Origin of the sequence: Clostridium sp. YIM B02569 (assembly GCF_022320765.1) — a bacterium.
Classification (GTDB): domain Bacteria; phylum Bacillota; class Clostridia; order Clostridiales; family Clostridiaceae; genus Clostridium; species Clostridium beijerinckii.
This window is the reverse complement of the sequence record NZ_JAKJJX010000003.1, coordinates 183,426-207,296: the sequence shown is the minus strand read 5'-3', so window position 1 is coordinate 207,296 and position 23,871 is coordinate 183,426. Positions and strand designations below refer to the sequence as shown.

At 29.4% G+C, this 23,871-nt stretch carries 22 protein-coding genes; 17 read left to right on the top strand and 5 right to left on the bottom strand.

The genetic code is table 11. The features are described from left to right. The first annotated feature begins 719 nt into the window (after window positions 1–719). The 3 genes from L3B96_RS03855 to L3B96_RS03845 all read left to right on the top strand — a co-directional run bounded on the left by L3B96_RS03855 (window position 720) and on the right by L3B96_RS03845 (window position 3,629). Entirely contained in the window at window positions 720–812 is a 93-nt protein-coding gene (locus L3B96_RS03855) for an SHOCT domain-containing protein (protein ID WP_238858893.1), read from the top strand. Between the two features lie 873 nt (window positions 813–1,685). Continuing rightward, window positions 1,686–2,489, top strand: a complete 804-nt coding sequence (locus L3B96_RS03850) for an RNA ligase family protein (protein WP_236896179.1) — start codon at window positions 1,686–1,688, stop codon at window positions 2,487–2,489. 3 nt (window positions 2,490–2,492) lie between these two features. Continuing rightward, window positions 2,493–3,629: an AAA family ATPase gene (locus tag L3B96_RS03845; protein WP_143765805.1), complete on the top strand. Its 1,137-nt coding sequence runs from the start codon at window positions 2,493–2,495 to the stop codon at window positions 3,627–3,629. 318 nt (window positions 3,630–3,947) lie between these two features. Here the strand turns inward: L3B96_RS03845 and L3B96_RS03840 are convergent, their stop codons facing one another. From L3B96_RS03840 to L3B96_RS03830, 3 genes are all read right to left on the bottom strand, one after another. Beyond that, the gene (locus tag L3B96_RS03840; RefSeq protein WP_236896181.1) at window positions 3,948–5,165 is read right to left on the bottom strand and encodes a DUF5105 domain-containing protein; all 1,218 of its coding nucleotides are present in this window, start codon (window positions 5,163–5,165) and stop codon (window positions 3,948–3,950) included. Window positions 5,166–5,572: 407 nt separating this feature from the next. Then, window positions 5,573–5,878 carry a hypothetical protein gene (locus tag L3B96_RS03835; RefSeq protein WP_238858892.1) on the bottom strand — a complete coding sequence of 102 codons (306 nt, stop codon included), beginning with the start codon at window positions 5,876–5,878 and terminating at the stop codon, window positions 5,573–5,575. Window positions 5,879–5,893: 15 nt separating this feature from the next. Beyond that, window positions 5,894–6,364 carry a hypothetical protein gene (locus L3B96_RS03830; RefSeq protein ID WP_236896185.1) on the bottom strand — a complete coding sequence of 157 codons (471 nt, stop codon included), beginning with the start codon at window positions 6,362–6,364 and terminating at the stop codon, window positions 5,894–5,896. Between the two features lie 444 nt (window positions 6,365–6,808). Between L3B96_RS03830 and L3B96_RS03825 the strand changes: the two genes are divergently transcribed. The 3 genes from L3B96_RS03825 to L3B96_RS03815 all read left to right on the top strand — a co-directional run bounded on the left by L3B96_RS03825 (window position 6,809) and on the right by L3B96_RS03815 (window position 8,990). Then, entirely contained in the window at window positions 6,809–7,327 is a 519-nt protein-coding gene (locus tag L3B96_RS03825; RefSeq protein ID WP_238858891.1) for a hypothetical protein, read from the top strand. A gap of 128 nt (window positions 7,328–7,455) precedes the next feature. Then, on the top strand, window positions 7,456–8,478 hold the full coding sequence (splB, locus tag L3B96_RS03820; RefSeq protein ID WP_238858890.1) for a spore photoproduct lyase: 1,023 nt from the start codon (window positions 7,456–7,458) through the stop codon (window positions 8,476–8,478). 191 nt (window positions 8,479–8,669) lie between these two features. Continuing rightward, window positions 8,670–8,990, top strand: coding sequence for a YddF family protein (locus L3B96_RS03815; RefSeq protein ID WP_012060517.1), 321 nt, complete (start codon window positions 8,670–8,672; stop codon window positions 8,988–8,990). 182 nt (window positions 8,991–9,172) lie between these two features. Here the strand turns inward: L3B96_RS03815 and L3B96_RS03810 are convergent, their stop codons facing one another. Further along, window positions 9,173–10,495: an alpha-glucosidase/alpha-galactosidase gene (locus L3B96_RS03810; protein WP_238858889.1), complete on the bottom strand. Its 1,323-nt coding sequence runs from the start codon at window positions 10,493–10,495 to the stop codon at window positions 9,173–9,175. A gap of 161 nt (window positions 10,496–10,656) precedes the next feature. Here L3B96_RS03810 and L3B96_RS03805 point away from each other — a divergent pair, with 161 nt between their 5' ends. The 3 genes from L3B96_RS03805 to cysK all read left to right on the top strand — a co-directional run bounded on the left by L3B96_RS03805 (window position 10,657) and on the right by cysK (window position 13,544). Continuing rightward, a complete protein-coding gene (locus tag L3B96_RS03805) occupies window positions 10,657–11,496 on the top strand; it encodes an AraC family transcriptional regulator (protein ID WP_238858888.1) in 840 nt (279 codons plus the stop codon). Window positions 11,497–11,643: 147 nt separating this feature from the next. Further along, window positions 11,644–12,165 (top strand): nitroreductase family protein, encoded by a 522-nt coding sequence (locus L3B96_RS03800; protein WP_012060514.1) that lies wholly within the window; start codon window positions 11,644–11,646, stop codon window positions 12,163–12,165. A 443-nt stretch (window positions 12,166–12,608) separates the two neighbouring features. Then, window positions 12,609–13,544 carry a cysteine synthase A gene (gene cysK / locus L3B96_RS03795; protein ID WP_077830614.1) on the top strand — a complete coding sequence of 312 codons (936 nt, stop codon included), beginning with the start codon at window positions 12,609–12,611 and terminating at the stop codon, window positions 13,542–13,544. 76 nt (window positions 13,545–13,620) lie between these two features. Here cysK and L3B96_RS03790 read toward each other — a convergent pair whose 3' ends face one another. Beyond that, window positions 13,621–14,031, bottom strand: coding sequence for a hemerythrin domain-containing protein (locus L3B96_RS03790; protein WP_171787537.1), 411 nt, complete (start codon window positions 14,029–14,031; stop codon window positions 13,621–13,623). A 370-nt stretch (window positions 14,032–14,401) separates the two neighbouring features. Between L3B96_RS03790 and L3B96_RS03785 the strand changes: the two genes are divergently transcribed. From L3B96_RS03785 to gabT, 8 genes are all read left to right on the top strand, one after another. After that, window positions 14,402–15,532: an iron-containing alcohol dehydrogenase gene (locus tag L3B96_RS03785; RefSeq protein ID WP_238858887.1), complete on the top strand. Its 1,131-nt coding sequence runs from the start codon at window positions 14,402–14,404 to the stop codon at window positions 15,530–15,532. Window positions 15,533–15,638: 106 nt separating this feature from the next. After that, window positions 15,639–17,084 carry an APC family permease gene (locus L3B96_RS03780; protein WP_238858886.1) on the top strand — a complete coding sequence of 482 codons (1,446 nt, stop codon included), beginning with the start codon at window positions 15,639–15,641 and terminating at the stop codon, window positions 17,082–17,084. Next, the gene (locus tag L3B96_RS03775) at window positions 17,038–17,856 is read left to right on the top strand and encodes a carbon-nitrogen hydrolase family protein (protein WP_238858885.1); all 819 of its coding nucleotides are present in this window, start codon (window positions 17,038–17,040) and stop codon (window positions 17,854–17,856) included. The genes L3B96_RS03780 and L3B96_RS03775 overlap by 47 nt, the downstream gene beginning before the upstream one ends. Window positions 17,857–18,137: 281 nt before the next feature. Further along, on the top strand, window positions 18,138–18,863 hold the full coding sequence (locus tag L3B96_RS03770) for an amino acid ABC transporter ATP-binding protein (protein WP_017212547.1): 726 nt from the start codon (window positions 18,138–18,140) through the stop codon (window positions 18,861–18,863). Window positions 18,864–18,944: 81 nt separating this feature from the next. Continuing rightward, window positions 18,945–19,829 carry an ABC transporter substrate-binding protein gene (locus L3B96_RS03765; protein WP_065418959.1) on the top strand — a complete coding sequence of 295 codons (885 nt, stop codon included), beginning with the start codon at window positions 18,945–18,947 and terminating at the stop codon, window positions 19,827–19,829. 58 nt (window positions 19,830–19,887) lie between these two features. Further along, entirely contained in the window at window positions 19,888–20,595 is a 708-nt protein-coding gene (locus L3B96_RS03760) for an amino acid ABC transporter permease (protein WP_238858884.1), read from the top strand. Window positions 20,596–20,911: 316 nt separating this feature from the next. After that, a complete protein-coding gene (locus tag L3B96_RS03755; RefSeq protein WP_017212544.1) occupies window positions 20,912–22,129 on the top strand; it encodes a PucR family transcriptional regulator in 1,218 nt (405 codons plus the stop codon). Window positions 22,130–22,422: 293 nt separating this feature from the next. Beyond that, the gene (gabT, locus tag L3B96_RS03750) at window positions 22,423–23,763 is read left to right on the top strand and encodes a 4-aminobutyrate--2-oxoglutarate transaminase (RefSeq protein WP_012060504.1); all 1,341 of its coding nucleotides are present in this window, start codon (window positions 22,423–22,425) and stop codon (window positions 23,761–23,763) included. Window positions 23,764–23,871: the final 108 nt, after the last annotated feature.

The window sequence follows — 23,871 nt, the reverse complement described above, 5'->3', positions numbered from 1 at the left end:
AGTATGATAAATTATTGGATTAAATGTTGTAATAAATGAGGGAGTATATATTTCAAATTGGAGAAATAGATGCTCTTTTATTATGTAAAAAAATATAATATGAGGGAAAATACTTTATGAATTTGGAATTGATAATTATGTTGAAAGAGCAGATGAAGGCTCAAACATTTCATTATCTTTAAAAGATGAGAATAACTCTGTAACAGACATATTTCAAGGTATAGTTACTAATATTTCGGTTAATATTGAGTATTATTCAGCAAATATTTATGAAATTAATGGAAATGATTGGCGAGGAGATGTATAATTATAGCAAAAAGCTATATTTCTGATATATAGATAATTTAGATTTTAATAATGTAGTATTAATAAGCGTTGTGTAAGTTAGAAATAATACGTCAAAATATATTTGTGAAAATGTATAAAGTCTAAACAAAATTGTTTAAGGAGGACGTAATATGTCAAAGAGGGGAAGAGTCAAACCAAATAAAAGTATATCAATTATTGGTATGGTTGCTGGAGCTGGTATGACGTATATTTGAATAACTCAGGCTATACCAGATACAGGTGCATTTGGTGTTGTTTGGACGCTAGTAGCTATCGGAATAGGAGTAGCTAATGCTATCAATGTTTTTAGTGAAAATGGAGTTGCATCATTTCAGATTGATTTTGAAGATAATGAATCTGATGAAGGAAAATATAAGAACTTTGATGAAAAGTTGAGAAAGATTAAAGGTCTTAAAGAAGATGGAATTATAAGTGAAGAAGAATATGAAGCAAAAAGAAAGGAAATATTAAGTGAAAAATGGTAGTAGAATTTTATTTTAGTGACATTATTATTAAGAGATGTATCTTTAGCGTTTATGTTAATCACAGCAATTTAGCGTCTAAATCATGGAACGTTGTATCAGTGGTACCTTTTGAGATTTAAAATGTGTATCAAATTCGGAAAATTTTCAATATAGATGGAACCTCATTTTTGTCAAATTGTTAAAATGCATGGAAATGTATATCATATTAAAAGTTATAAAAGAAGCCAAAATAGTTGTGATATGGATTAATTTGACATATAAATGTTAAGATGTTATATTTATATAAATTGTAATTTTGAGAGGAAGAGAACTATGTAATGTGTATATTCTAATAGATTATATCTAATTTTATTAGGTAGTCGATTATATCAAGAATATTTGATATAAAATTAAGAGATTTATTAAAAGTATGATAAATAAAAGTTTTTATATTAAAGAAAACTTCTTTTTTGAGATGCTCTTATTTAAATCGCATGAAAATAAAATGGCAGATGGACTTGCTATTTTTTGAATGTGCCTAATTAGAATATACTTTTCAATAACATAGCAAAGGCAATTATAAGATGTGATATTTTATTATTACTTTCTTTTAAATGTTTAATTCTCTAAAAAAGCAATATCTTTTTTAGTTTATTTGTGTTGTGAAAAGTTAAATTCGCAGCACTTTTTATTTTGTAAAAATATTGGTGCACGGAGAGATTTTGTGATTGTAGATGTTCAATATAAATTTCTCATTGAAAATAATAAGTTGAACTTATACTATCAGGGACACAATGTCTAGGGTTTAAGTAACTGTTATCTCCCACTTAAAAGAAGATGTGAGTGTTACAGTAGCTAGACATCAGATAAATAAACTAAGAAAGAAGTGATAATATGGACAGAATGTTTAAATATCCAAGAACTCGCCACATTGAGGGATCAAGGCTTCAAGCTGGCGATGATGATTTAAAAAGTGTTAAATTTGAAGTTATTAAAGATAAATATATAGTTGTAGAAGAAAAAGTTGATGGAGCGAACACAGGAATCAGCTTTGACAAAAGTGGAAATCTACTTTTGCAGAGTAGAGGTCATTTTTTAAATGGAGGATATGGTGAAAAGCAGTTTTCACTATTTAAAATGTGGGCTAATTCTAATAAAAATGAGCTTGAAAGCATACTAGGAAATAGATATGTAATGTATGGGGAATGGCTATATGCAAAACACACTGTTTTCTATGATGAACTCACTCATTATTTTATGGAATTTGATATTTACGATAAGTTGGAAAGTAAATTTTTAAGTACTAAAAGAAGAAAGGAAATGCTTCAAGGACATAAATCTATTACTTCAGTTTTAGTACTCTATGAAGGAAAATTGAATAAATTAAAAGAGTTAACTTCGTTTTTAGGTAGATCTAATTTTAAATCTGAAAACTGCCAAGAAGTTTTTAAAAAGCAATGTGAAGAATTAAATTTGTCTTATGAAATTGCAAAAAAGCAAACAGATTCATCAGACTTAATGGAAGGATTATATATTAAGGTTGAAAGTGAAAATGAAGTTATAGATAGATTTAAATATGTAAGGAATTCTTTTTTAAATACTATATTAGACTCTGAAACTCATTGGATTAATAGACCTATCATTCCCAATAAACTTAAAGAGGGGTTAGATATATTTTCTCTAGGAGAAGAGGTGTAAGAAATGAAGATTGATTTATTTGAAAATGTAATTAATAAACAATTTGATTTTCAAAGTATAGCTGATAACTTTCAAGTTATAAATAACCTTACTGAAATACCTCAAAATCCAAAATATCATGGTGAAGGGAATGTTTATATTCACACTAAAAATGTGTGTGATAAGCTTTTGAATTTAGATGAATGGAAGGAACTTTCTAATAAGCAAAGGGTGGTTTTATATTTAGCTGCCTTGTTCCATGATATAGGGAAAATAAGCTGTACCAAAATTGAAGAGGGAGAAATAGTATCTCCAAAGCATGCCATAAAAGGAGCAAAGAGGTTTAGAGAACTAGTTTATATGGAATATGCTAAAAAATATGAAATTGACTTTCAAACTAGAGAACAAATTGCAGCCTTAATAAAATATCATGGCTTGCCACTACTCTTTATGGAGAAAGAAGATTTAGAATATAATTTAATTAAAGCCAGTGAATGTTTGGACATGAATTTATTATATCTTTTGTCAAAGGCAGATCTGTTAGGAAGAGAATGTTGTGATAAAAAAGAGCTTTTAAATAAGATAGAGTATTTTAGGGAATACTCTATTGAAATTGGATGCTTTTATTCTAAAAAACAATTTAGAAATGAATATACGAGGTTTAAATATTTTAATAGTAAAAATATATGGTATGGTGATGAAGTATTCGATATTACAAGTTTTGAAGTTGTAGTAATGGTTGGATTTCCACTTGCAGGTAAGGATACTTATATAAAAGAAAATTTGAGCCATATGCATGTGATTTCCTTAGACGATATAAGAGAAGAATTTAATGTATCACCAAGGGATAATTCAAGTAAGATTGCCATGGCTGCAAAAGATAGAGCAAAGGATTATTTGCGATTAAAGGAGCCATTTGTATGGGATGCAACAAATATTGTAAGTGATACTAGAAAGAAGTTATGTGATTTATTTTCATCCTATGGAGCTAGAGTCAAGTTTATTTATATTGAAGTGCCATATAACGAACTTATTTCTAGGAATAGGACTAGAGCTAGAAGCGTACCAATAAAAGTAATAAATAATATGATTCATAAATTTGATATGCTAGAAAGCTTTGAAGGATATAAAACGGAATTTCATGTAAGTGGTGGAGTTTAAAGAAGTAGGCATTGAAAATGAATATTAGATGTTAGAGTTAAAATCAAAAATGGTGAGCAAATAGATATACAAATCTAAGTTCTATATGAGGAATATATAGAAGAAAGAACTTTATTTTATAATTATTTTAGTAAGAATAAAGAGTAAAAATATATCACTGTATTGATTAGTTAAAAAATAAAAGGAATATATATTTTTAATTGAAAAAATATGTGTTCCTTTATTATATGAAAATAATGCATATACAAAATATAAATAGCCCTAATGAATAGGACTATTTATATTTAAAAATCTTGATAGATCACTCAATAAATTTTATTATTTCATAACCATTTTAGAAATGCTTTCAGTATAATTAGTTGTATCTGATGGCAACCATATATTTCCGACTTTGGTGAAGCTGAATGTATTTTCAGTTGTTGTTGAGCTTATTTGGCCCTTATTAATTGAATCTATTAGGTTTGCAACGTAAGCTTCTGTAAGTTTTTGTTTATCTCTAATACCATTTGATAGTGCCTGAGATGTAGTAATATTTACAGCATCTTTAGAGATTTGATCTCTATCTATAAATGTTGATGATACTTTAACTTGTGCAGAATTATCTGTTTTAGACACTTCTTCAAAATTAACTGAGTTTTTACTTATAGCACTTCTTAGAGCAGTTATCATTCCTTGAAGTTGATCATCTGATAATGAAATACCAGATTGTTCAGATTCTTTCTTAAAAGTTTTAAAATCATTCTTATTTATATTCTTAATTATTCTTTCGCCAAAAGCTTTGCTGTAACCAAGTTTCTCCATGCCGCTACTATCTTCCTTAATTACTAAGTTCCAAAGAACTTCAGCACTTTCTTTTGGTGAGATACTTTCTTCATCAATATTAAGATTAGGATTATCTTTATTTACCGCTAATTCAACTAACTTGTACCCGAAATTAGTTTGATCATCTGCAATCCAATATCTATTAACTTTTTTAAATTTAAATGTATTTGAAGATTTATCAGAGCTCACTTCTGCATTTTTTAATCCTTCTGTAAGCTTGTTTAAATATATTTCACCAAATTTTTTATTTTCCTCTTCATTACTTGTAAATTCCATCTTATCCGTTTCGTCTAAAGCATCCATTGCTGCTTGTTCATCGATTTTTTTTATATCAAAATTAGTAGTTGAAATTTCTACTTCGGCTTCGTCACCAGATTTAGAAATTTGCTTTGTTTCATAGGTAATCTTTGAAAGTGCTTCTTTATATGCTTCGCATATAGAATTTAACTGTTCATCTGAAGCTGAATATTGCATCAAAAGAACATTTTTTCTTAATTGATCCTTAATTTTATCTTCGTATTCTTTTACTATATTGTCTTTCTCGGAGTCAGATACCCCTATCTTTTGAAGATCTTTAGCATCAGATTTAAATATTAGTGAACAGTAAATGTCAGCTGAATTTTTTGCTGCATTACTATCAAAGCATCCACTAAATAAAAAACTAAATAGTAACGCCACCAATACTAAAAAACTAATTATTCTTTTTTTCTTCATTATTTTTTACCCCTATCATTTTAAGTTTAGTAGTTAACAAAGTACATTATATCATCCAATTAAAGTAATTTAAAGTTGTTTTTTACTAATATGGATGCTATTATAAAATGGAATTGGGGTAAAATTTCATATCTATCTTTAAATATAAAGAGAAAAGAGTGATGAAAATAATGAAGGATAGATTAAAGAAAATATGTTAAATACAGTTAAATTTCAGCAGTAACTAAACTTTTAATTAATATAAAATATTCTTAAGTAAAGTTTATATATAATTTTAAAGACCACTGTCCTAAGTTATTTTAGAACGGTGGTCTTTGTGTAGAACTTTTATCATAATAATGAAGGCGCAAGTTTATATATTAATATTATTAAAGTTTTATATATTATGCTCGAAATTTATTTGTGAGTTAAAATATGCAAAATATATAAAGTACTACAAAAATGATGCCAATTAATAAGCCTATTATAGATGTGATTATACCAGCAATTGCTATTTTTAATCCATCACGTTTTTTAGCGATACTAATGAGTCCGATAATTATACCAGCAAGACCTAGAATTATTGGGTATGAAAAAGCCCAAAAAAGTATAATAGCCATAATTCCTAATACTAACGAAACTACTGCTAGGCCACTATTTTTTTTACTAATCTGATTAGTTACTACAGCTTTTGTTGATTTTCCCGTTACAATATTTTTATTATCATTTTCCATAAACAAATATATCCTTTAGTATAAATATAGTAAAGATACAAGAAAGCATCCAATCAGACCTTGAATTGCGCTACAAATAATGAAGCATGCAATAACAGGGCCAGTCTTTTTTTTGAGCCCAAATTGAATATACAAAATACTCATTAAAAGACCGACAATAAGGCTTAGAATTCCTGCAAATAACATGCCACCTAAAATACTCAAGCCTACAAGCACATAAATCCATACAGGTAAGTTGCTTATTGGCTCGTATGGCTTTTTGCTGCCTAAGAAAGTTCCATTAACAGCTAAGTCTGCCTTAGCCCCAATAACTACTAACCTACAGTCTGTATCGCCAAAAGAAATTGCATAATCTATCAAATTGATAAATGCATTGGAAGACTTCACCTTATAAGTCTCACCGTCTACAATAATTTTTTTTGTAAAGCCGACTTTATATTCAATTGTATGTTTTATACCGTCAGCTTCAACTTCCCATTTTTTCACTATGTTTTCCCCCTAAAATTGATTATTTTCAGTATAATATTATCATAATGTTAATTATTTTACAAATAATGCTTATTATGTAAAAGAAATTTATAAAATGAAAATGTATACAAAAATTTTAGATTAACCGTATCAATGGTAAAAATACAGTATAATTACATATTTAATTTATTAATTAAGTTTATTATTTATGTTATAATAAATCTGAAACAAGTATTCTACATATTATTTTATAGGAAGGCACAGTAAGCACAGAATGTTTAACGTTAACAATGCCACTATTAAGCCCTATTTAAATATGAATAATCAATCACTATAAAATTAAAACTCTTAAAATAAGAAAAATATTTATAATTTCGATATGTTTCACTATAAGTCTAAATTATATATTATCCATCTATAGTATTAAAATTTCACATTAAAATATAAAAAAGGAGAACGAATATGAAACAAGATAAAAATTATCTATCAGCAATTTTAATTGTAGCAGCTGCTGGTTTTAGCTTATTTATTATTATGCAGAATTTTTTCACTAAAACAAATGAGAGAGGAGTTAGTGCTGGATTGCCATTAATGATTCCAACGTTAGCATTAATTATTCCTTTAGCGATAATAATTACAACAATGATTTCAAGGGAAGTAAGATATAAGAAAGCTCTGGCTAATGGAGTTAAAAGTGTGGGACTTATTAGAAAGGTAACAGAAACAGGGAAGAAGTATTCAAGAAAATTGGAAGAAGTTAAATTAGAACTTGATGTTTTAGAGCAGAATGGAAATAAGTTTTTAGGGGAAGTAACAACAGGCATTCGTTATGCAGAATTAGAGTTCTTAAAAGAAGGGGAGCCAGTTCCTGTTATTTATAAATTAGATAATAAGCAAGAAATATCAATAGATAGGAAACCCAATGTAAACGAGCTTAAGGATAGAATAAGCAATTATAAAACACAAAATAATATTAAGTAATTAAAAGTAAATTTAGGTATATATAATATAATTTTTAGCAAATACTAGCTTTATATAAGCAAACACACAATAAATATAAAGAGAGGAGAAAAAGAACCAGCGTATATATGCTGGTTTTTTGAAAAAATATGTTTATACCTAAAAGAGTTATATTTGAAAAAGATTCATTAGACTATGAGGCAGCTAAAAATATTTTAAATAAGTTTAAAGATAAAGAGGATGTTGAAATTATCAATATTACTTCAAATAAATTAAAACAGCATATTCCTGGAGAAGATTTTTATGCTCATTATAGGGAAGGAAAGAAGACTTTAGTGGTTGGAACGAAGAAGAGTCTGAAATTTCAATCTTGTAAGCCTTCGGCTCATTATCAATTACCACTAATATCAGGGTGTATGGGGCAATGTGAATATTGTTATTTAAATACAAAACTCGGAGATAAACCTTTTGTGAAGGTACATGTAAATATTGATGAGATTTTAAGTCAAGCTCAGAAGTATATAGATGAAAGGCTACCTGAAATAACCATATTTGAAGGTGCAGCTACATCAGATCCAATACCAGTGGAACCTTATACTCATTCACTTGAAAAGGCTATCGTATTTTTTGGTAAGCATGAGAATGCTAGATTTAGATTCGTGACAAAGTATAACGATATAGATTCACTATTGGATTTAGAGCATAATGGTCATACTGAAATGAGATTTAGCATTAATACATCATCAGTTATTAATAAGTATGAGCATGCAACAGCTTCTCGTGACTTAAGGATAGAAGCTAGTATAAAGGCGGCTAAAGCAGGATATCCAATTGGCTTTTTAGTTGCACCTGTGTTCATTTATCCAAATTGGAAAGAAGAATATCATGATTTATTGCTAAGCTTAAGTAAAAATCTGCCAAGGGATTTAAAAACTCCAGTGACCTTTGAAATAATATCTCATCGTTATACATCAACAGCAAAAAATATAATACTTCAGATTTTTCCAGAAAGTGAATTACCAATGAGTGATGAAGAGCGTAAATTCAAATATGGTCAATTTGGATATGGAAAGTACGTTTATCCAAAAGAAAATATAGATGAAATGAAACAATTCTTTATAAAAGAAATAGAGGACTTGTTCGAAAATAAAGAAATTAAGTATGTTATATAAATAACCATAAAAATTAGAATTTTATTGAACTTTAATTTCATTACAGTATATTACGTCTAAAAAGGAGCATATGAAAGGTGCTCCTTTGTATCTTGTAAATACTTTATTTATAGGATAAAAGTATATTATTCCAAGGAAAACATTGGCAAGGACAAAGTTTATGTAATAATATATTAATAGAGGTGATGAGAATGAAGATAGGAATATTTAATGGAACTGTTGCTACAACAAATGGAGTATATAAAATAAGTGACATAGACATAAAGGAGGCAAAAGAACTTCTAATTGAAAATGGATTTATATCTGCAATAGGCCATGAGGCAACGGCAGAAGCAGTATCTGATACATTTAATATGGATATTAAAATGAACCGTATAAATTTTAAGCAGGAAGTAGGGCAAAAAGCCATAGTTTTTAAATTAAATGAAAGGCCAGAGGAAGGAAGAATACTTTCAAGAAAAGAGATAGAAGAGATAGGGTATTCATTTAAGTTAATGGAGAGATTGGAATAAAACAAGTCTATAGATTATTTATAAAGAAGTAGTGAGTAATTACCAACTGCTATTGGTTATGGTAGTTATGTTAAATAATAGTTTCATATTGAGTTAGCTAAATAATAGGTTGTCTAAGAATAATTCATAGACAACTTATTATTTTCTTGTTAGTATACTCAAATTATATGAATATGCTAATCTTATTTAAAGTCTTTCATATAATCTCCGTGAGCTTGGATCATTTCATCACACATTTTTATAATGTCATCAATAGATAATTCGGCAGCTGTATGTGGATCCATCATGGCAGCTTGATAGATTTTACGTCTATCTTTTGTAACTGCTGCTTCAATTGTCAATAGCTGAGCATTTATATTACTCATATTCATAGCAGCAAGTTGAGTTGGAAGTTTTCCTACATGAGTTGGATGAATTCCCATAGAGTCAACCATACAAGGAACTTCTACACAGGCATCAGTTGGTAAATTATCAATTAGCCCGGTATTTATTACATTACCGCCAATCTTATAAGGAATATTGTTCACAATTGCCTCCATAATATAAGATGCATATTCTTTTGAACGTTCATGCATAACTTTACCATCACGTAATATTTCGTTTTTCTCTTTTTGCCAGCCATCAATTTGTTCAATACATCTTCTTGGATATTCATCTAGAGGGATATTAAATTTATCAATTAGTTCTGGATATTTTGATTTAATGAAAAAAGGATTATATTCTGCATTATGTTCGCTTGACTCAGTGCAATAGTATCCAAGGTGTTTGATGTATTCATAACGAACCATGTCTTTATGTTTTTCTTCACCAGAATTTTTTAGCTCAGCTCTTTTTCTAATCTCAGGGTATAAATCATTGCCTGCTTTATCATATATTTCTAATAACCAACCCATATGATTAATACCAGCAATTAGCTCTTTTCTACCTTCTAATTTATCTTCCATGCCTAAATCTTTTAACAAATGTTCTGAACATACTTGCACACTATGACAAAGTCCAATTGTTTTCACTTTAGTGAAACGTTGCATAAAACCTGTAAGCATAGCCATTGGATTAGTATAGTTTAAGAAATATGCATCAGGGCATACTTCTTCAATATCTTTTGCGAAGTCAGCCATTACGGGAATTGTTCTTAGAGCTCTCATAATTCCACCGATTCCCATTGTATCTGCAATAGTTTGTTTTAAGCCATATTTTTTAGGAATTTCAAAATCTGTGATTGTGCAAGGATCATATCCTCCAACTTGAATAGCATTAACCACAAAAGTTGCATCTTTAAGTGCTATCTTTCTATTTTCAATGCCTAAAAAACATTTTATATTAGCTCTGCCATTATTTATATTTTTGTTGATTGCATTTAGGATTATTTCACTTTCCTTTAATCTTTCCTCATCAATATCATAAAGTGCAATTTCACTATCTCGTAGTGCTTCTGTGCACATACAATCGCCTAGCACATTTCTTGCAAATACAGTACTTCCAGCGCCCATAAATGTAATTTTCATATAATCATCCTCCTTGAGTAATTTTGATTTTATTATAAATAAATTATATAATTGTAAATGTATACTTTCTATGTTCTATGTTTCTAGAAATTGTGCTTATGTTGAATATTTCTATATTTATATTCATAAAGTATATAAGTATCCTAGAGGAGGATTAATTAATGGAAGCAAAGTTAGAATTTACTTCAAAATATAGATCAATCAGTACTTTAACAATATACTATGGAGGCCATGAAATTTGTGCACCATCTCATTCTTTTGGGCCTGCCATTCGTCATCACTATCTTTTGCATTATATTTTAAATGGAAAAGGGAAATATTATGTAAATAACAAATGCTATGAATTACAAAGAGGAGAGGCTTTCTTAATTTGTCCAGGTGAATCTACCTATTATAAAGCAGATAAAGAAGAGCCTTGGGAGTACTGTTGGGTAAGTTTTGATGGGAATGATGCTAGCACTATTCTAAAAAATTGTGGATTATCAAAAAATAATTTAATTTTTAAGGATAATAGTAATGGGATTTTCAAAGAAAGACTACTTTCACTAATACATAATTATGAAGAAGATAGTCACAATGAATATGCTCTCATTGGTCAGTTGTATATGTGTTTTTCAAGCATGTATAATCAGGTAAATATAAAAGAAAAAAACACTTGTGAGTCATATGCTGATAAGGCCCGCGATTATATTTATAATAACTTTGGCTATGATATCAAAGTTAGCGATATAGCTAAATATGTTGGAATTGATAGAACATATTTATATAAAATATTTATGGAGGAATATAAAATTTCACCTCAGAAATATCTTATTTCTTTTCGGTTAAATACTGCTGTGAATTTACTTGAAACCACGAAAATGAATATAACAGAAATTTCTTATTCTTGTGGATTTAAGGATACTCCTACTTTTTATAAACATTTTAAGAAACAGTTTAATATTACACCTGTGCAATATAGAAAAAGTAACATTGATTATATCAAACTACCTAATGAATAGAAAAGTTGATATTAATAGACCAGATTGATGTAATTAGTTATAAAATTGATATAGTGGTATAATTTAAATATAAAACTATAATTAATTATCTTTAAATTAAATGGAAAAATAACGTATAAAAATTTTTGTGTAAAAGGAGATGTTATCATGAATGAGGTATTACAAAACATATTAACAAGAAGAAGTGTTAGAGCTTTTAATGAAGAACAATTAAAAGACGAAGAATTAGATTTGATTTTACAGGCAGGAGTAAATGCACCAAGCGGAATGAACAAACAAAGTTGGCAATTTACAGTTGTTCAAAGTAAAGAAAAGATGGAGCAGCTTGCAAAAGTAGTTAGAGAAGCTTTGAAAAGAGATGCTGGATATAACTTTTATGCGCCTCCAACTTTAATTATGTTGTCTAATGATAGAGAGAATACAAATGGACTTGCAGATTGTTCTTGTGCATTAGAAAATATATTCTTAATGGCAAATTCACTAGGAATAGGTTCATGTTGGGTTAATCAATTAAAGAATATTTGTGATGAAAAAGAAGTAAGGGAAGTATTAAATAGCTTTGAAATACCTGAAAACCATATTGTTTGGGGAATGGCAGCTTTAGGGTATCCTGCTAATACACCGAAGGCACATGGAAGAAAAGATGGAGTGATTAAATTCATAAAGTAATATATATTAAAACAAATATCAGAATCAAGATGTGTTTCAATATAGAGAAAAATAAGCAAAATATCCTGAGTCTAGGAATTTGCTTATTTTTTATTCTGTAGGAAATCTACACATATAAAAAGAGTTTGAAGCACAATACGGAATTTATCTAAAGTCACCTGAAACTTTGTTCTTTAAAAATTAGTAATAATTGAATCGTGAATAAATTACTATAAATAGTTAGAAAATAGAATGTAATAATATATCAAAAATAAAAATTTACTATTTTATTTTAAAAAAATAATTATTAGTATGTATATTTATCATCAATTGCATATATATGTAATTTAGACAAAACTTTTTAAAATATACAAAAAAGTATTGACTATATAAAAACAGAAGAATATACTTATAACATAGTAAACTGATAAGAATTATATGAGAAAGTTTAAGGAGTGGTTGGAATGTCAAAGATATATAAGAATTTAGCAGAATTAGTAGGTAGAACCCCATTATTAGAAGTTGCAAATTATAGTAAGGGAAAAGATTTAAAAGGAACAATATTAGCTAAGTTGGAGTATTTTAATCCAGCAGGAAGCGTTAAAGATAGAATTGCAAAGGCTATGATAGAAGATGCTGAAAACAAAGGTTTATTAAAACCAGGATCAGTAATAATTGAGCCAACTAGTGGTAATACAGGAATCGGTATTGCATCTGTAGGTACAGCAAAAGGGTATAAGGTTATAATTGTTATGCCAGAAACAATGAGTGTAGAAAGACGTAGTCTTATAAAAGCTTATGGAGCTGAAATAGTTCTAACTGAAGGAGCAAAAGGAATGAAAGGAGCTATAGCTAAAGCAAGTGAGTTAGCAAATGAGACTCCAAATTCATTTATACCAGGACAATTTGTAAATCCAGCCAATCCAGAAGTTCATAAAAATACAACTGGTCCTGAAATATGGGAAGACACAGATGGAAAAGTAGATATATTTGTTGCTGGTGTTGGTACAGGTGGTACTGTTACAGGAGTTGGAGAATACTTAAAGTCTAAAAATCCAAATATTAAAATTGTTGCAGTAGAACCAGCGGATTCACCAGTTTTATCAGAAGGTAAATCAGGTCCTCACAAAATACAAGGAATTGGTGCTGGATTTGTACCAGACGTTTTAAATACAAAAATATATGATGAAATTATAAAAATAACAACAGAAGAAGCATTTTCTGCTGCTAGAGAATTATCTAAAACAGAAGGCTTGCTTGTTGGTATTTCATCAGGAGCTGCTGCATTTGCTGCAACAGAATTAGCAAAACGTCCAGAGAATGCAGGAAAAACAGTTGTAGCATTATTACCAGATACAGGAGAACGTTATTTATCAACTGCATTATTTGAAGATAAATAAGAATATATAGGAAAAATATTTATAAACTCAATTCGCTTAGTTTTAAGTGAATCGAGTTTATTTTAGTTATATAAATCTATCTGATTAATTTATATAACTCACTTTCTTCTTTACTAATTCTCTTTTCTATAGCAACTAAGATTTTTTTTGTTTCGCTTATAAAAACTTCATTGCCTTCAGATATTATTTTACTCTTTGTATTAAATTTATTTTTATAATTTGTAAATGTATCTGAAATTCCACCCATTTCATTAATATATGAATTTGCTAGGTTTTTAAGTTTATTATCATCTCCATTAAGTAGATTAGGGTATAAAAATTTGTCCTCTGAACTTAGATGAATTTTCAACTTTCCAGCAAGTTTGTTTATATGAGTAGTTATATCCAAAAGATTAGATTCGAATTTTTTATTATTAATTGACTCATTTATATAATTTATTTCCTCAAAAATACCTTTATGTTCTCTCATCAAATTATCTATATTCATAATTAACACCTCATTAATATTTGTAATTCATTAACTAAAGTATAGTTTTTATATGATAATAAGTATGTAACAAAAGTTACAACATTTATTTGTTTATGAATATTTATCTTATAGCTGAAAATTTTAGTATTAACACTGAAATAACAAGAAAATTATTAATTGTCCAATGTGCACTAAATTATTGTCTATAAAATTATAGAATATATATTGCGAATATGGTATTATAGTTTTGACAAAGATGTCTTTATTATTAATAAAGGCATTTTTTTATATTCTTTTATTGAAAATTAAGATTATAAGAAAATGCTAAGATAAACAGAAATTATCGGTAGTTTATAATCAACAATTAAACTACTTAGGGGGAGTTAAAATGAATTTCAATTATAATTTACCAATAAATCTTCTATTTGGGAGAGGGAGAAGTAATGAAATAGGAACTGAGGTTGCTAAGTATGGAAAGAAAGCGCTTATTGTAACTGGGAGAAACAGTACAAAAAAAAGTGGTTTACTTGATAAGACCATAGATTTGTTAAATGAAGCAAAAGTTCAATATGAAATTTTTGATAAAGTAGAGCAAAATCCACTTACTACAACTGTATATGAAGGGGTGGATGTTATAAAAGAAACTGGATGTGATGTTGTTTTAGGGCTTGGTGGTGGAAGTATTATGGATGCAGCCAAAAGTATAGCCTTTTCAGCTAAAAATCCTGGAGATATATCAGAATATATATTTGGTATTAAACAAGGGAGTGAAGCATTGCCTATAGTTCTAGTTCCGACAACATGTGGGACTGGAAGTGAAGGAAACTGTTTTTCAGTTCTTACAAATCCTGAAACTAAGGATAAGAAATCCCTTAGAACAAATATAATTATTGCAAAAGCATCAATTATTGACCCAGAACTTATGGTGACAATGCCAAAGAGCATACTTGCATCTGTTGGATTTGATGCATTAGCACATAATATGGAAGCGTATTTATCAAAAATAGGACAACCATTAACAGATATGAAAGCATTTTATGGAATAAAATTACTATCAGAGAACTTAATTAAAGTGTACAATGATCCAAGTGACTTAGATGCATGGGATAGTGTAACTTTAGCAAGTACACTAGGTGGAATGGTGATAGGAATAGCGGGAGTAACTGCACCTCATGGACTTGAACATCCAGCGAGCGGCTTACATGATATTGTTCATGGCAAAGGATTGGCAGCACTTACACCAATTATTGTTGAAAAATCATGGGAAAGTAATTTAGAAAAGTACAGTAACATATCTAAATTATTAGGAGGCACTGATGCAGCAGATTGTGCAGATGCTATAAGAAGCTTTCTGAAAAAAATTGATTTGAAAGTTACTTTAGGAGAGCTCGGTATTGAAGAAAAAGATGTAGAATGGATGGCTGAAAACTGTATTAAGGTTTCGAAACCAAGTATAGCAAATCATCCTAAGGAATTTTCATTAGAAGAAATTAAGGATATATATTACAAGTCATTATAACATAGAAATTTAAAATAATTTATTAGATGCAAAGGCGCACTGAAATAAAAATCAGTGCGCCTTTTGTGTTATCCAAATTAGAAAATATTTATTAGGAGGAATAATTATGGAAAAATCAGGTTTAAAGAAGGATAATTTAAGTATTATTGAAACAGTGGCTTTATCAGTGGCTATTATAGCACCAACAGCAGCGATGTCATTAAATATATCTCTAATGGCTCAGACATGCTCGTTTTCTGCACCACTTGTATTTCTAATTTCAACTATAGTAGTAGGTCTTGTATCATATTCGATTATAAAATTTAATCATTATATATCTGCATCAGGCTCACTTTATGCTTTTACTAAAAAAGCCCTAGGAAATAAAATGGGATTTACATCTGGATGGGCACTATTACTTGCCTATATTGCATTAGCAGGAGGCACTGCAGCAGGGTTTGGTAATTTCTTCTCTGGATTTTTATCTGTATTTGGATTTCATGTGAATTGGATGCCAATCTCAATAATAGCATCTATTGCAATGATTGCATTAGGAATCATTGATGCAAAGATATGTAATAGAATTATTCTAGTAATAGAAGGAATATCAATATTACTTATACTATTACTTTCAGTTGTAATTTTAATTAAAGTTGGTACTACAAATGGTTTGAGCTTGATTCCTTTTAAGAGTAACGGGGTTAGCACATCAGCTTTAGCTTCAACTTCAGTATTTGCATTTCTTTCTTTTATAGGTTTTGAAAGTGCTTCAAGTTTAGGTGAAGAAACAAAGAATCCTAAAAAATTCATTCCAATAGCAATAATAAGTGCTGTATTTTTATCAGGTTTATTTTACTTAGTTTGTAGTTATGCACAAGTTATAGGTTTTGGTCTTGATGCAAAAGGACTTGAGGCGTTATCTTCTTCAACACTTCCACTTTCAGATTTATCAACAAAATATATGACAGCAGGATTTGGTACAATATTGATGTTGGTTGCTGCATGTTCAAACTTTTCTTGTGCGCTTGGATCTTATTGTGCTGGTTCAAGAATGTTATTTGCATTAGGTAGAGATGGAATAATGCCAAAAGCGATGATGAAAATACATCCTAAACATAATACACCATATTTTGGATTAATATTAATAATAGTAATATCAGATATAGTTCAAGTTGCATTATTTAAACATGATGGTATAGAAGTATTTGATTATTTGGCAACAATAGGATCATTAGCTATACTTGTTTCGTATATATTTACAAGTATAGGAGCTATGGTTTATTTTACAAGAAACAAAGTATGGGGAAAAACTCATTTAATAATACCAATAGCATCAATAGCAGCCTTGTTATATGTATTATATTCTAATGTTTATCCTATACCAGAGTTTCCTAATAACCTATTCCCATATATAGTATTGGCATGGATTATAATAGGCTTTGCTATTAGTAATATATTTGGAAAAAGTAAGATTAAAAGTGATGAAAAGAGAGAGGGTTACGTATTAGAAGTAAGGGGATGGAAAGATGAAAATAAAAGTTACTTGCGTTCAAATGGAGCCAAAACTAAATAATGTAAAGTATAATTTAGAAAAGATGGTTACATTCATAAATGAGATTATGGAGAAAGATAGTGAAATTGACTTAATAGTATTTCCTGAGTTAATAACATCTGGATATGAATGTGGTAATAAATTTAAAGAACTAGCTGAAGTAGTGGAAAGTAGTAATAGTATAAAAGTCATAAGTGAACTCGCAAAAAAATTTTGTACTAATATAGTTTATGGATTTCCAGAAAAAGATGGTAATCTAACAGATGTTCTCTACAATTCATCTGTGTGTATAGATAGTAGCGGGAGAGTGGCAGGAGTATATAGAAAAGTACATCTATTTGATACAGAAAAAAGATATTTTAAAGCAGGCTGTGAGTTCCCAATTTTTAATACCTCTTTTGGAAAAATTGGAGTAATGATTTGCTGGGATACTGCATTTCCTGAAGTTGCAAGGACGTATTGCTTGAAAGGGGCTGAGCTTCTTGTGGTTAATACTAATTGGGAAAAGCCATATTCTGATGATTGGGATCTAGTAACAAGAGCACGAGCATTTGATAATTGCATATATTTAGTAGCAGCTAATAGAATTGGACAAGATAAAGAATTGGGCTTTTTTGGCCATAGTAAAATAGTAGATCCTGTTGGAAGACCATTAAAAGAGTTAAATGATGAGATAGAGGGAATAGTATCTGGGGAAATAGATTTAGAATTGCCTAGAAAGCTTAGATCAGAATACTACACTTTATTTCAAGATAGAAGACCTGAACTATACAAAGAGATAATAAAAGAGTAATTACAAGTTAAAATATTTAACAAGGAAGTTAGATATTGCATACAAATTTTGGTTGGATTGATAGATTTAGACATTATTTAATAAACTTAGTGTTGAATCAAATAGTGTGCATACTGCACAAAAAAATTGTTATTTATGGTTATAGAAATAGGGTAACTACCATGATAATATTATCCTAAAGCAAAACAATGTAATAATTTAATATTAAATGCGAAGGCGCACTGTAAGAAAAAAACGGTGCGCCTTTTTCTTATTACTTTAGATGAAGTGGAGTTGAGAATATGTATAAGGTTAATGAATTATCAAAGAAATATGGAGAGCTAGAGGTTTTAAAAAATATAAGTGTGGATATAAAAGAAGGGGAAGTAGTTTGCATAATAGGACCATCAGGATCTGGTAAAAGCACATTTTTAAGGTGTTTAAATTTATTTGAAGTTCCAACAGGTGGGGAAATGTTCTATGATGGTAAAAATATACTGGGTAAGAATGTTGATAGCCGTTCTCTTAGGGAAGAAGTAGGAATGGTATTTCAAAAATATAATTTATTTCCACTACACACAGTGATAGAAAATGTTATTTTGGCACCTGTGCTTACAAAAAAGAAAAATAGAAAAGAGGCTGAGGAAATAGCTCTAGAACTTCTTAAAAAGGTTGGTTTAAAAGACAAAGCAGATGTATATCCTAGGACTCTATCTGGTGGACAACAGCAAAGAGTTGCAATAGCAAGAGCGCTAGCAATGGAACCAAGGATGCTCTTATTTGATGAACCTACATCAGCGTTAGATCCAGAATTGGTTGGTGATGTGTTAGATGTTATGAAGCAATTAGCTAAGGATGGTATGACTATGGTAGTTGTTACTCATGAAATGGGATTTGCTAGAGATGTATCTGACAGAGTAATTTTTATGGACAAGGGTTATATAGTTGAAGAGGGGAAACCAAAAGAGATTTTTGCAAATCCAAAAAATCCAAGAACAAAGGAGTTTTTATCTAGAGTCTTAAACTAAATTCACATGTTAAATTTGAAATTACTATAGATAATAAAAAGATTCAACATTAAAAATAATTACGAAAAGGGGAAATTAATTATGAAAAAACTAGGGAAAAAATTATTAGTTGTAACAATGGTTATAATGAGTTGTATTGGATTTATGACAGGATGTGGTTCGGGAAGTTCTAGTACTACATCAACATCATCAAGTAATGATAAATCAAAGGATACATTAGCAGCTGCAAAAGAAAAAGGGGTATTAACAGTTGCTTCATCAAATGATGCACCATTTGCATTTATGGATGCTAAAACAAATGAATTTACTGGAATTGACGCAGAAATCATAACAGAAGTTGCAAAAAGATTGGGAATTAATAAAGTTGAAATGAAGCAAATACCATTTGAAAACCTGTTGGTTGAGTTAAATAATAATACAGTAGATATGGTAACAGATGGAATGTATGTTAAAGATGAGCGTAAGAAATTAGCATTATTTACAAACATATGGTATAAGGAAGGTGAAGCCATAGTAATTCCTAAGGATTCAAAAATTGCAAGTAAAGACGATTTGAAGAATGCAACATTGGGAGGGCAAAAAGGTACAGCATTTCTTGAAACAGCTCAAAAGTGGCAACAAGATGGATCAGTGAAAGATGTTAAAGTATTTGGAAGTCAATCTGAATTAATGTTAGCAGTAAATACTGGTAAGGTAGATGCATGTATAACTGATGGAATGGTTGCGGGATACACACTATCACAAGATAGCAGTCTTAATTTAAAGATATTATCTCCATATAAAGCTGAAACATCTGGAATGATAGCAGCAGCAGTTAGAAAAAATGATAAAGCTTTAGCAGATGCAGTTAACGAACAGATTGATGAAATGAAGAAAGATGGAACAATATTAAAACTTCTTAAGAAGTATGGAATGAATGAAGATTATTTTGTATCAGTAGAAGATGGTAAAGCTTCTGACAAGTAACAATATAAACTAAAAAAGAATCCAGACGGGTTCTTTTTTAGAAGGGGAGGAAATATATATGGATATTCTATCTAATTTAGATTTTGGTACAGCTTTCAAGTTCTTAGTACCTTCATTAAATGCAGGTCTTTGGGTTGTAGTACAAGCGACGGTATTTGGATTTTTTTTAGCAATAATCTTAGGGTTATTTATTGCAATTGGACGTATTAGTAAAATAAAAATTTTAAGAGGATTTCTATTAGTATTTTTAGAATTTATAAGGGGAACTCCTTTATTAGTTCAATTAGTATATATGTATTATGTAGTACCGCTCTTAGTATCTATCATTGTACAAATCTGGAATCCAGGATATCAATTTAAAATAAGTTCGCTAGTTGCGGGAACACTAGGTCTTGGGATTAACTATGGCTGCTACATATCGGAAGTTATTCGTTCATCAATATTATCAATAGATGGAGGGCAAACAGAAGCAGCATTAGCATTAGGACTTACAAGTAATCAAACTATGTTTAGAATAATAATACCGCAGGCACTTCGAAATGTAATACCTGTCTTTGGGAATTACCTTGTAATGATGTTAAAAGATACATCACTTCTTGCATATGTCTCGGTTAGTGAACTATTATTACGTACTCAAAGTTATGCGTCTCAGTCATTTTTAACTATTGAATCATATACAATTTTAGCAGGATTTTATTTAATATTAAGTTTGCCACTTTCACAACTAGTAAAATTAGTAGAAAAGAAGATGTTGAAATTTAACTAGTGGGGTATATGGTGAACAATTATTTAGGTGTCACCTGGTAAATTATTTTCTATTATAAACGTTTATGTAAAAACTGTAACTAAGAATCAAGGTATTTACCCATATTAAAAGAGAATATGAAACATTGTTAGTAGAAGGTTGAGCAAATTCTGATTATATCAATAAATATTGAGAGTAAGAAGAATTTGATCAACCTTCTTTTTAATATGAAAAAATTATCATAATATTATATCTTTTTTTATGAGGAGATATTATTATAAAAATATAATAAATAAAGATGACATTTTAAATAATTAGAGGGGCAAGGGTGAAGTTTATGTCAATTTCGGTAAAAGATATACTTAAATTAGATTCCTTAAGAAAAATTAATCTTGTTGGTGGAGAAGGTGGCTTAGAAAAAAGCATAGAGTGGATATATGTGGCGGAATGTTTTGAGAATCCATTGGAGGGAATTAAATGGCTGCAAGGTGGAGAAATCATATTTATAACCGGCGTTGGAATTAGAGAAAATGAGGGGCTATTACTAGATTTTATTAAAGGAATTAGTGAGAAAAATGGTTCGGGCTTAGTAGTAAATATAGGTCCATACATAAGGAATGTATCTGAAGAGGCGATTAAACTCGCTAATGAACTTGAAATTCCATTGTTCACATTGCCTTGGGAAGTTAAATTGGTTGAAGTCTCAAGGGAAATTAGTAATGCTATTATTTTATCTCGTATTGAAGAAAATTCTTTATCACATTTTTTAAGTAATATTCTATTTGGGGATGGTGAATTAGAAGGAGATGCAATACAAAAGGCCGCATATTTTGGATATAATCTATCAGGCGGATGTTGCATATGTGTTATAGATATTGATGGTTTCGAGAGATACTTAAAGTTAAAGAATTTAGGCGATGAGAAAAGTATATCTAAGATTAAAATAAACTTTAGAAAAACAGTTCAAGATATACTTGATAAACATGCACTAAAGGTACCAATAATAGATAAGGATGATGCTGTAATCTTTTTTATTAGGTCAGAAGAAAATTGCATGAATAGATTAGACAAGGCGTTAAAAGAGATACAGTTAGCTACAAAGAATCGCATGGATGGAATGTCTGTAAGTGTAGGAATAGGAAACTCGTACAAGGATTTAAAAATGATGAAACAATCATTAAATGAAGCGGAGCTAGCGATAAATAGTGCTAAATGCCAAGGTTTAGATGACACAATTACAAGATACAAAGATATAGGAATTTACAGCCTGCTTTTTAGCGTTGAGAATAGGAGCATATTACAAAACTATTTTTCAGAAGTTTTAGGTCCAATTAGTGGTGCCGATAATAAAGATAATAATTTAATTGAAATATTAGAAATGTATCTAAATGAAAATTGTAATATCACAGTTACAGCAGAAAAGCTATTTCTTCATAGAAACACCCTTAAATATAAAATTAAAAAAATAGAAGAACTATTAAATTGTGATTTACGGAATTTTAATGATTGTATTAAAGTAAAGATTGCACTAGACATTGGTAAAATTCTTAAATAGGCAGATAAATAATATGGTCAATGTGCACTAATACATTAATTTTGATCATGTATTAAGCTAAGTTTTAATATGTTTATGTGTATTTGATGTTGGGACTTTAGTCAAAATAGACAAAAACATTATAATGCTTGGACATAGAAAAGAAAAATAGAAAGTATTATTATATAAACAAGTTAAGAAATTTAAATAAATTTTATAGGCAATGGAGTCTTTCGTGTAAATAAACATGATGGCTCCTTTTTTATGGAATTAGAAATATATTAAGAAAATAAACGTTAATGGAGGTTTTTATAATGATAGAAGAATCAAATGTAAAATTAGTAACATCAATACCAGGTCCTAAATCAATAGAGATATTAGAGGAAAGAAAAAAATATGTTGCCGATGGAGTTTCAGTATCAACTGGTATTGCTATAGCTGAAGCAAAAGGAGCATTAATTAAAGATGTAGATGGAAATGTATTTTTAGATTTTGCAGCAGGAATTGGTGTTCAAAATGTTGGACATTGTGATCCTGAGATTGTTGAAGAGATAAAGAAACAAACAGAATTATTTATTCACCCAAGCTACAATGTAGTAACATATGAATCTTACGGTGCTTTGGCAAAAAAATTAACTGAAATAACAGTTGGAGATTACGAAAAGAAAGTAATGTTTGCTAATAGTGGAGCAGAGGCAGTAGAAAATGCTATAAAAATAGCAAGGACTTATACTAAGAAAACAGGAGTACTTTCAGCTACTGGGTCTTTCCATGGTCGTACAAATATGACTATGTCAATAACAAGTAAATATAAACCATACAAAAATGGTTTTGGACCATTTGCACCAGAAACATATAAATTTGATTTCCCTTATTCGTATAGAGCACCACTTGGAGTTTCAGAAGAAGAATATGCAGATGAATGTATTAATAGGCTAAAAACTATGCTTAAAACAACACTTTCTCCAGACATGATTGCATGTTTAATAATTGAGCCATTACAAGGTGAAGGTGGATTTGTAGTTCCATCTGCAAAATACATGAGAGAATTGCAAAAAGTTTGTAATGAGAACAATATAGTATTTATAGTTGATGAGATACAAGCAGGATTTGCAAGAACAGGAAAAATGTTTGCACATGAACATTATGGTATAGAACCAGATATTATCACTATGTCAAAATCAATAGCTGCTGGAGTACCGCTAAGCGCAGTTGTGGCTAAAAAGGAAATAATGGATTCAGCATGTGTTGGTGGAATTGGCGGAACATATTCTGGAAGTCCTCTTGGATGCGTAGCAGCACTTAAAGTTATTGAGAAGATTGAAAAAGAAAATCTATGTGAAAAATCATTAAAACTTGGCGGATATATTATGGAAAGACTAAATGAGATGAAGGAAAAGTATACAGTTATAGGTGATGTAAGAGGCTTAGGTGCAATGGTAGGATTAGAATTTGTAAAAGATAGAAGCACAAAAGAGCCAGCAGCAGATTTAGTTAAATCTATAATTAAAAAATGTTATGAAAATGGTGTTATATTCTTAAATGCAGGTATACTTGGAAATGTAATTCGTTTCCTACCACCACTAGTTATGACAGATGAACAAGTTAAATATGGAATTGATGTATTGGAAGAATCAATAAAAGAGTGTATATAAATAATATTCAAATATTTTGGAAAGTAATTTTATATATGGCATGTAAAAAAGTTTGACAATAAAATATCCAAGTAGTAATATTAGATTAAAGCAAAGAAGCTCACACAG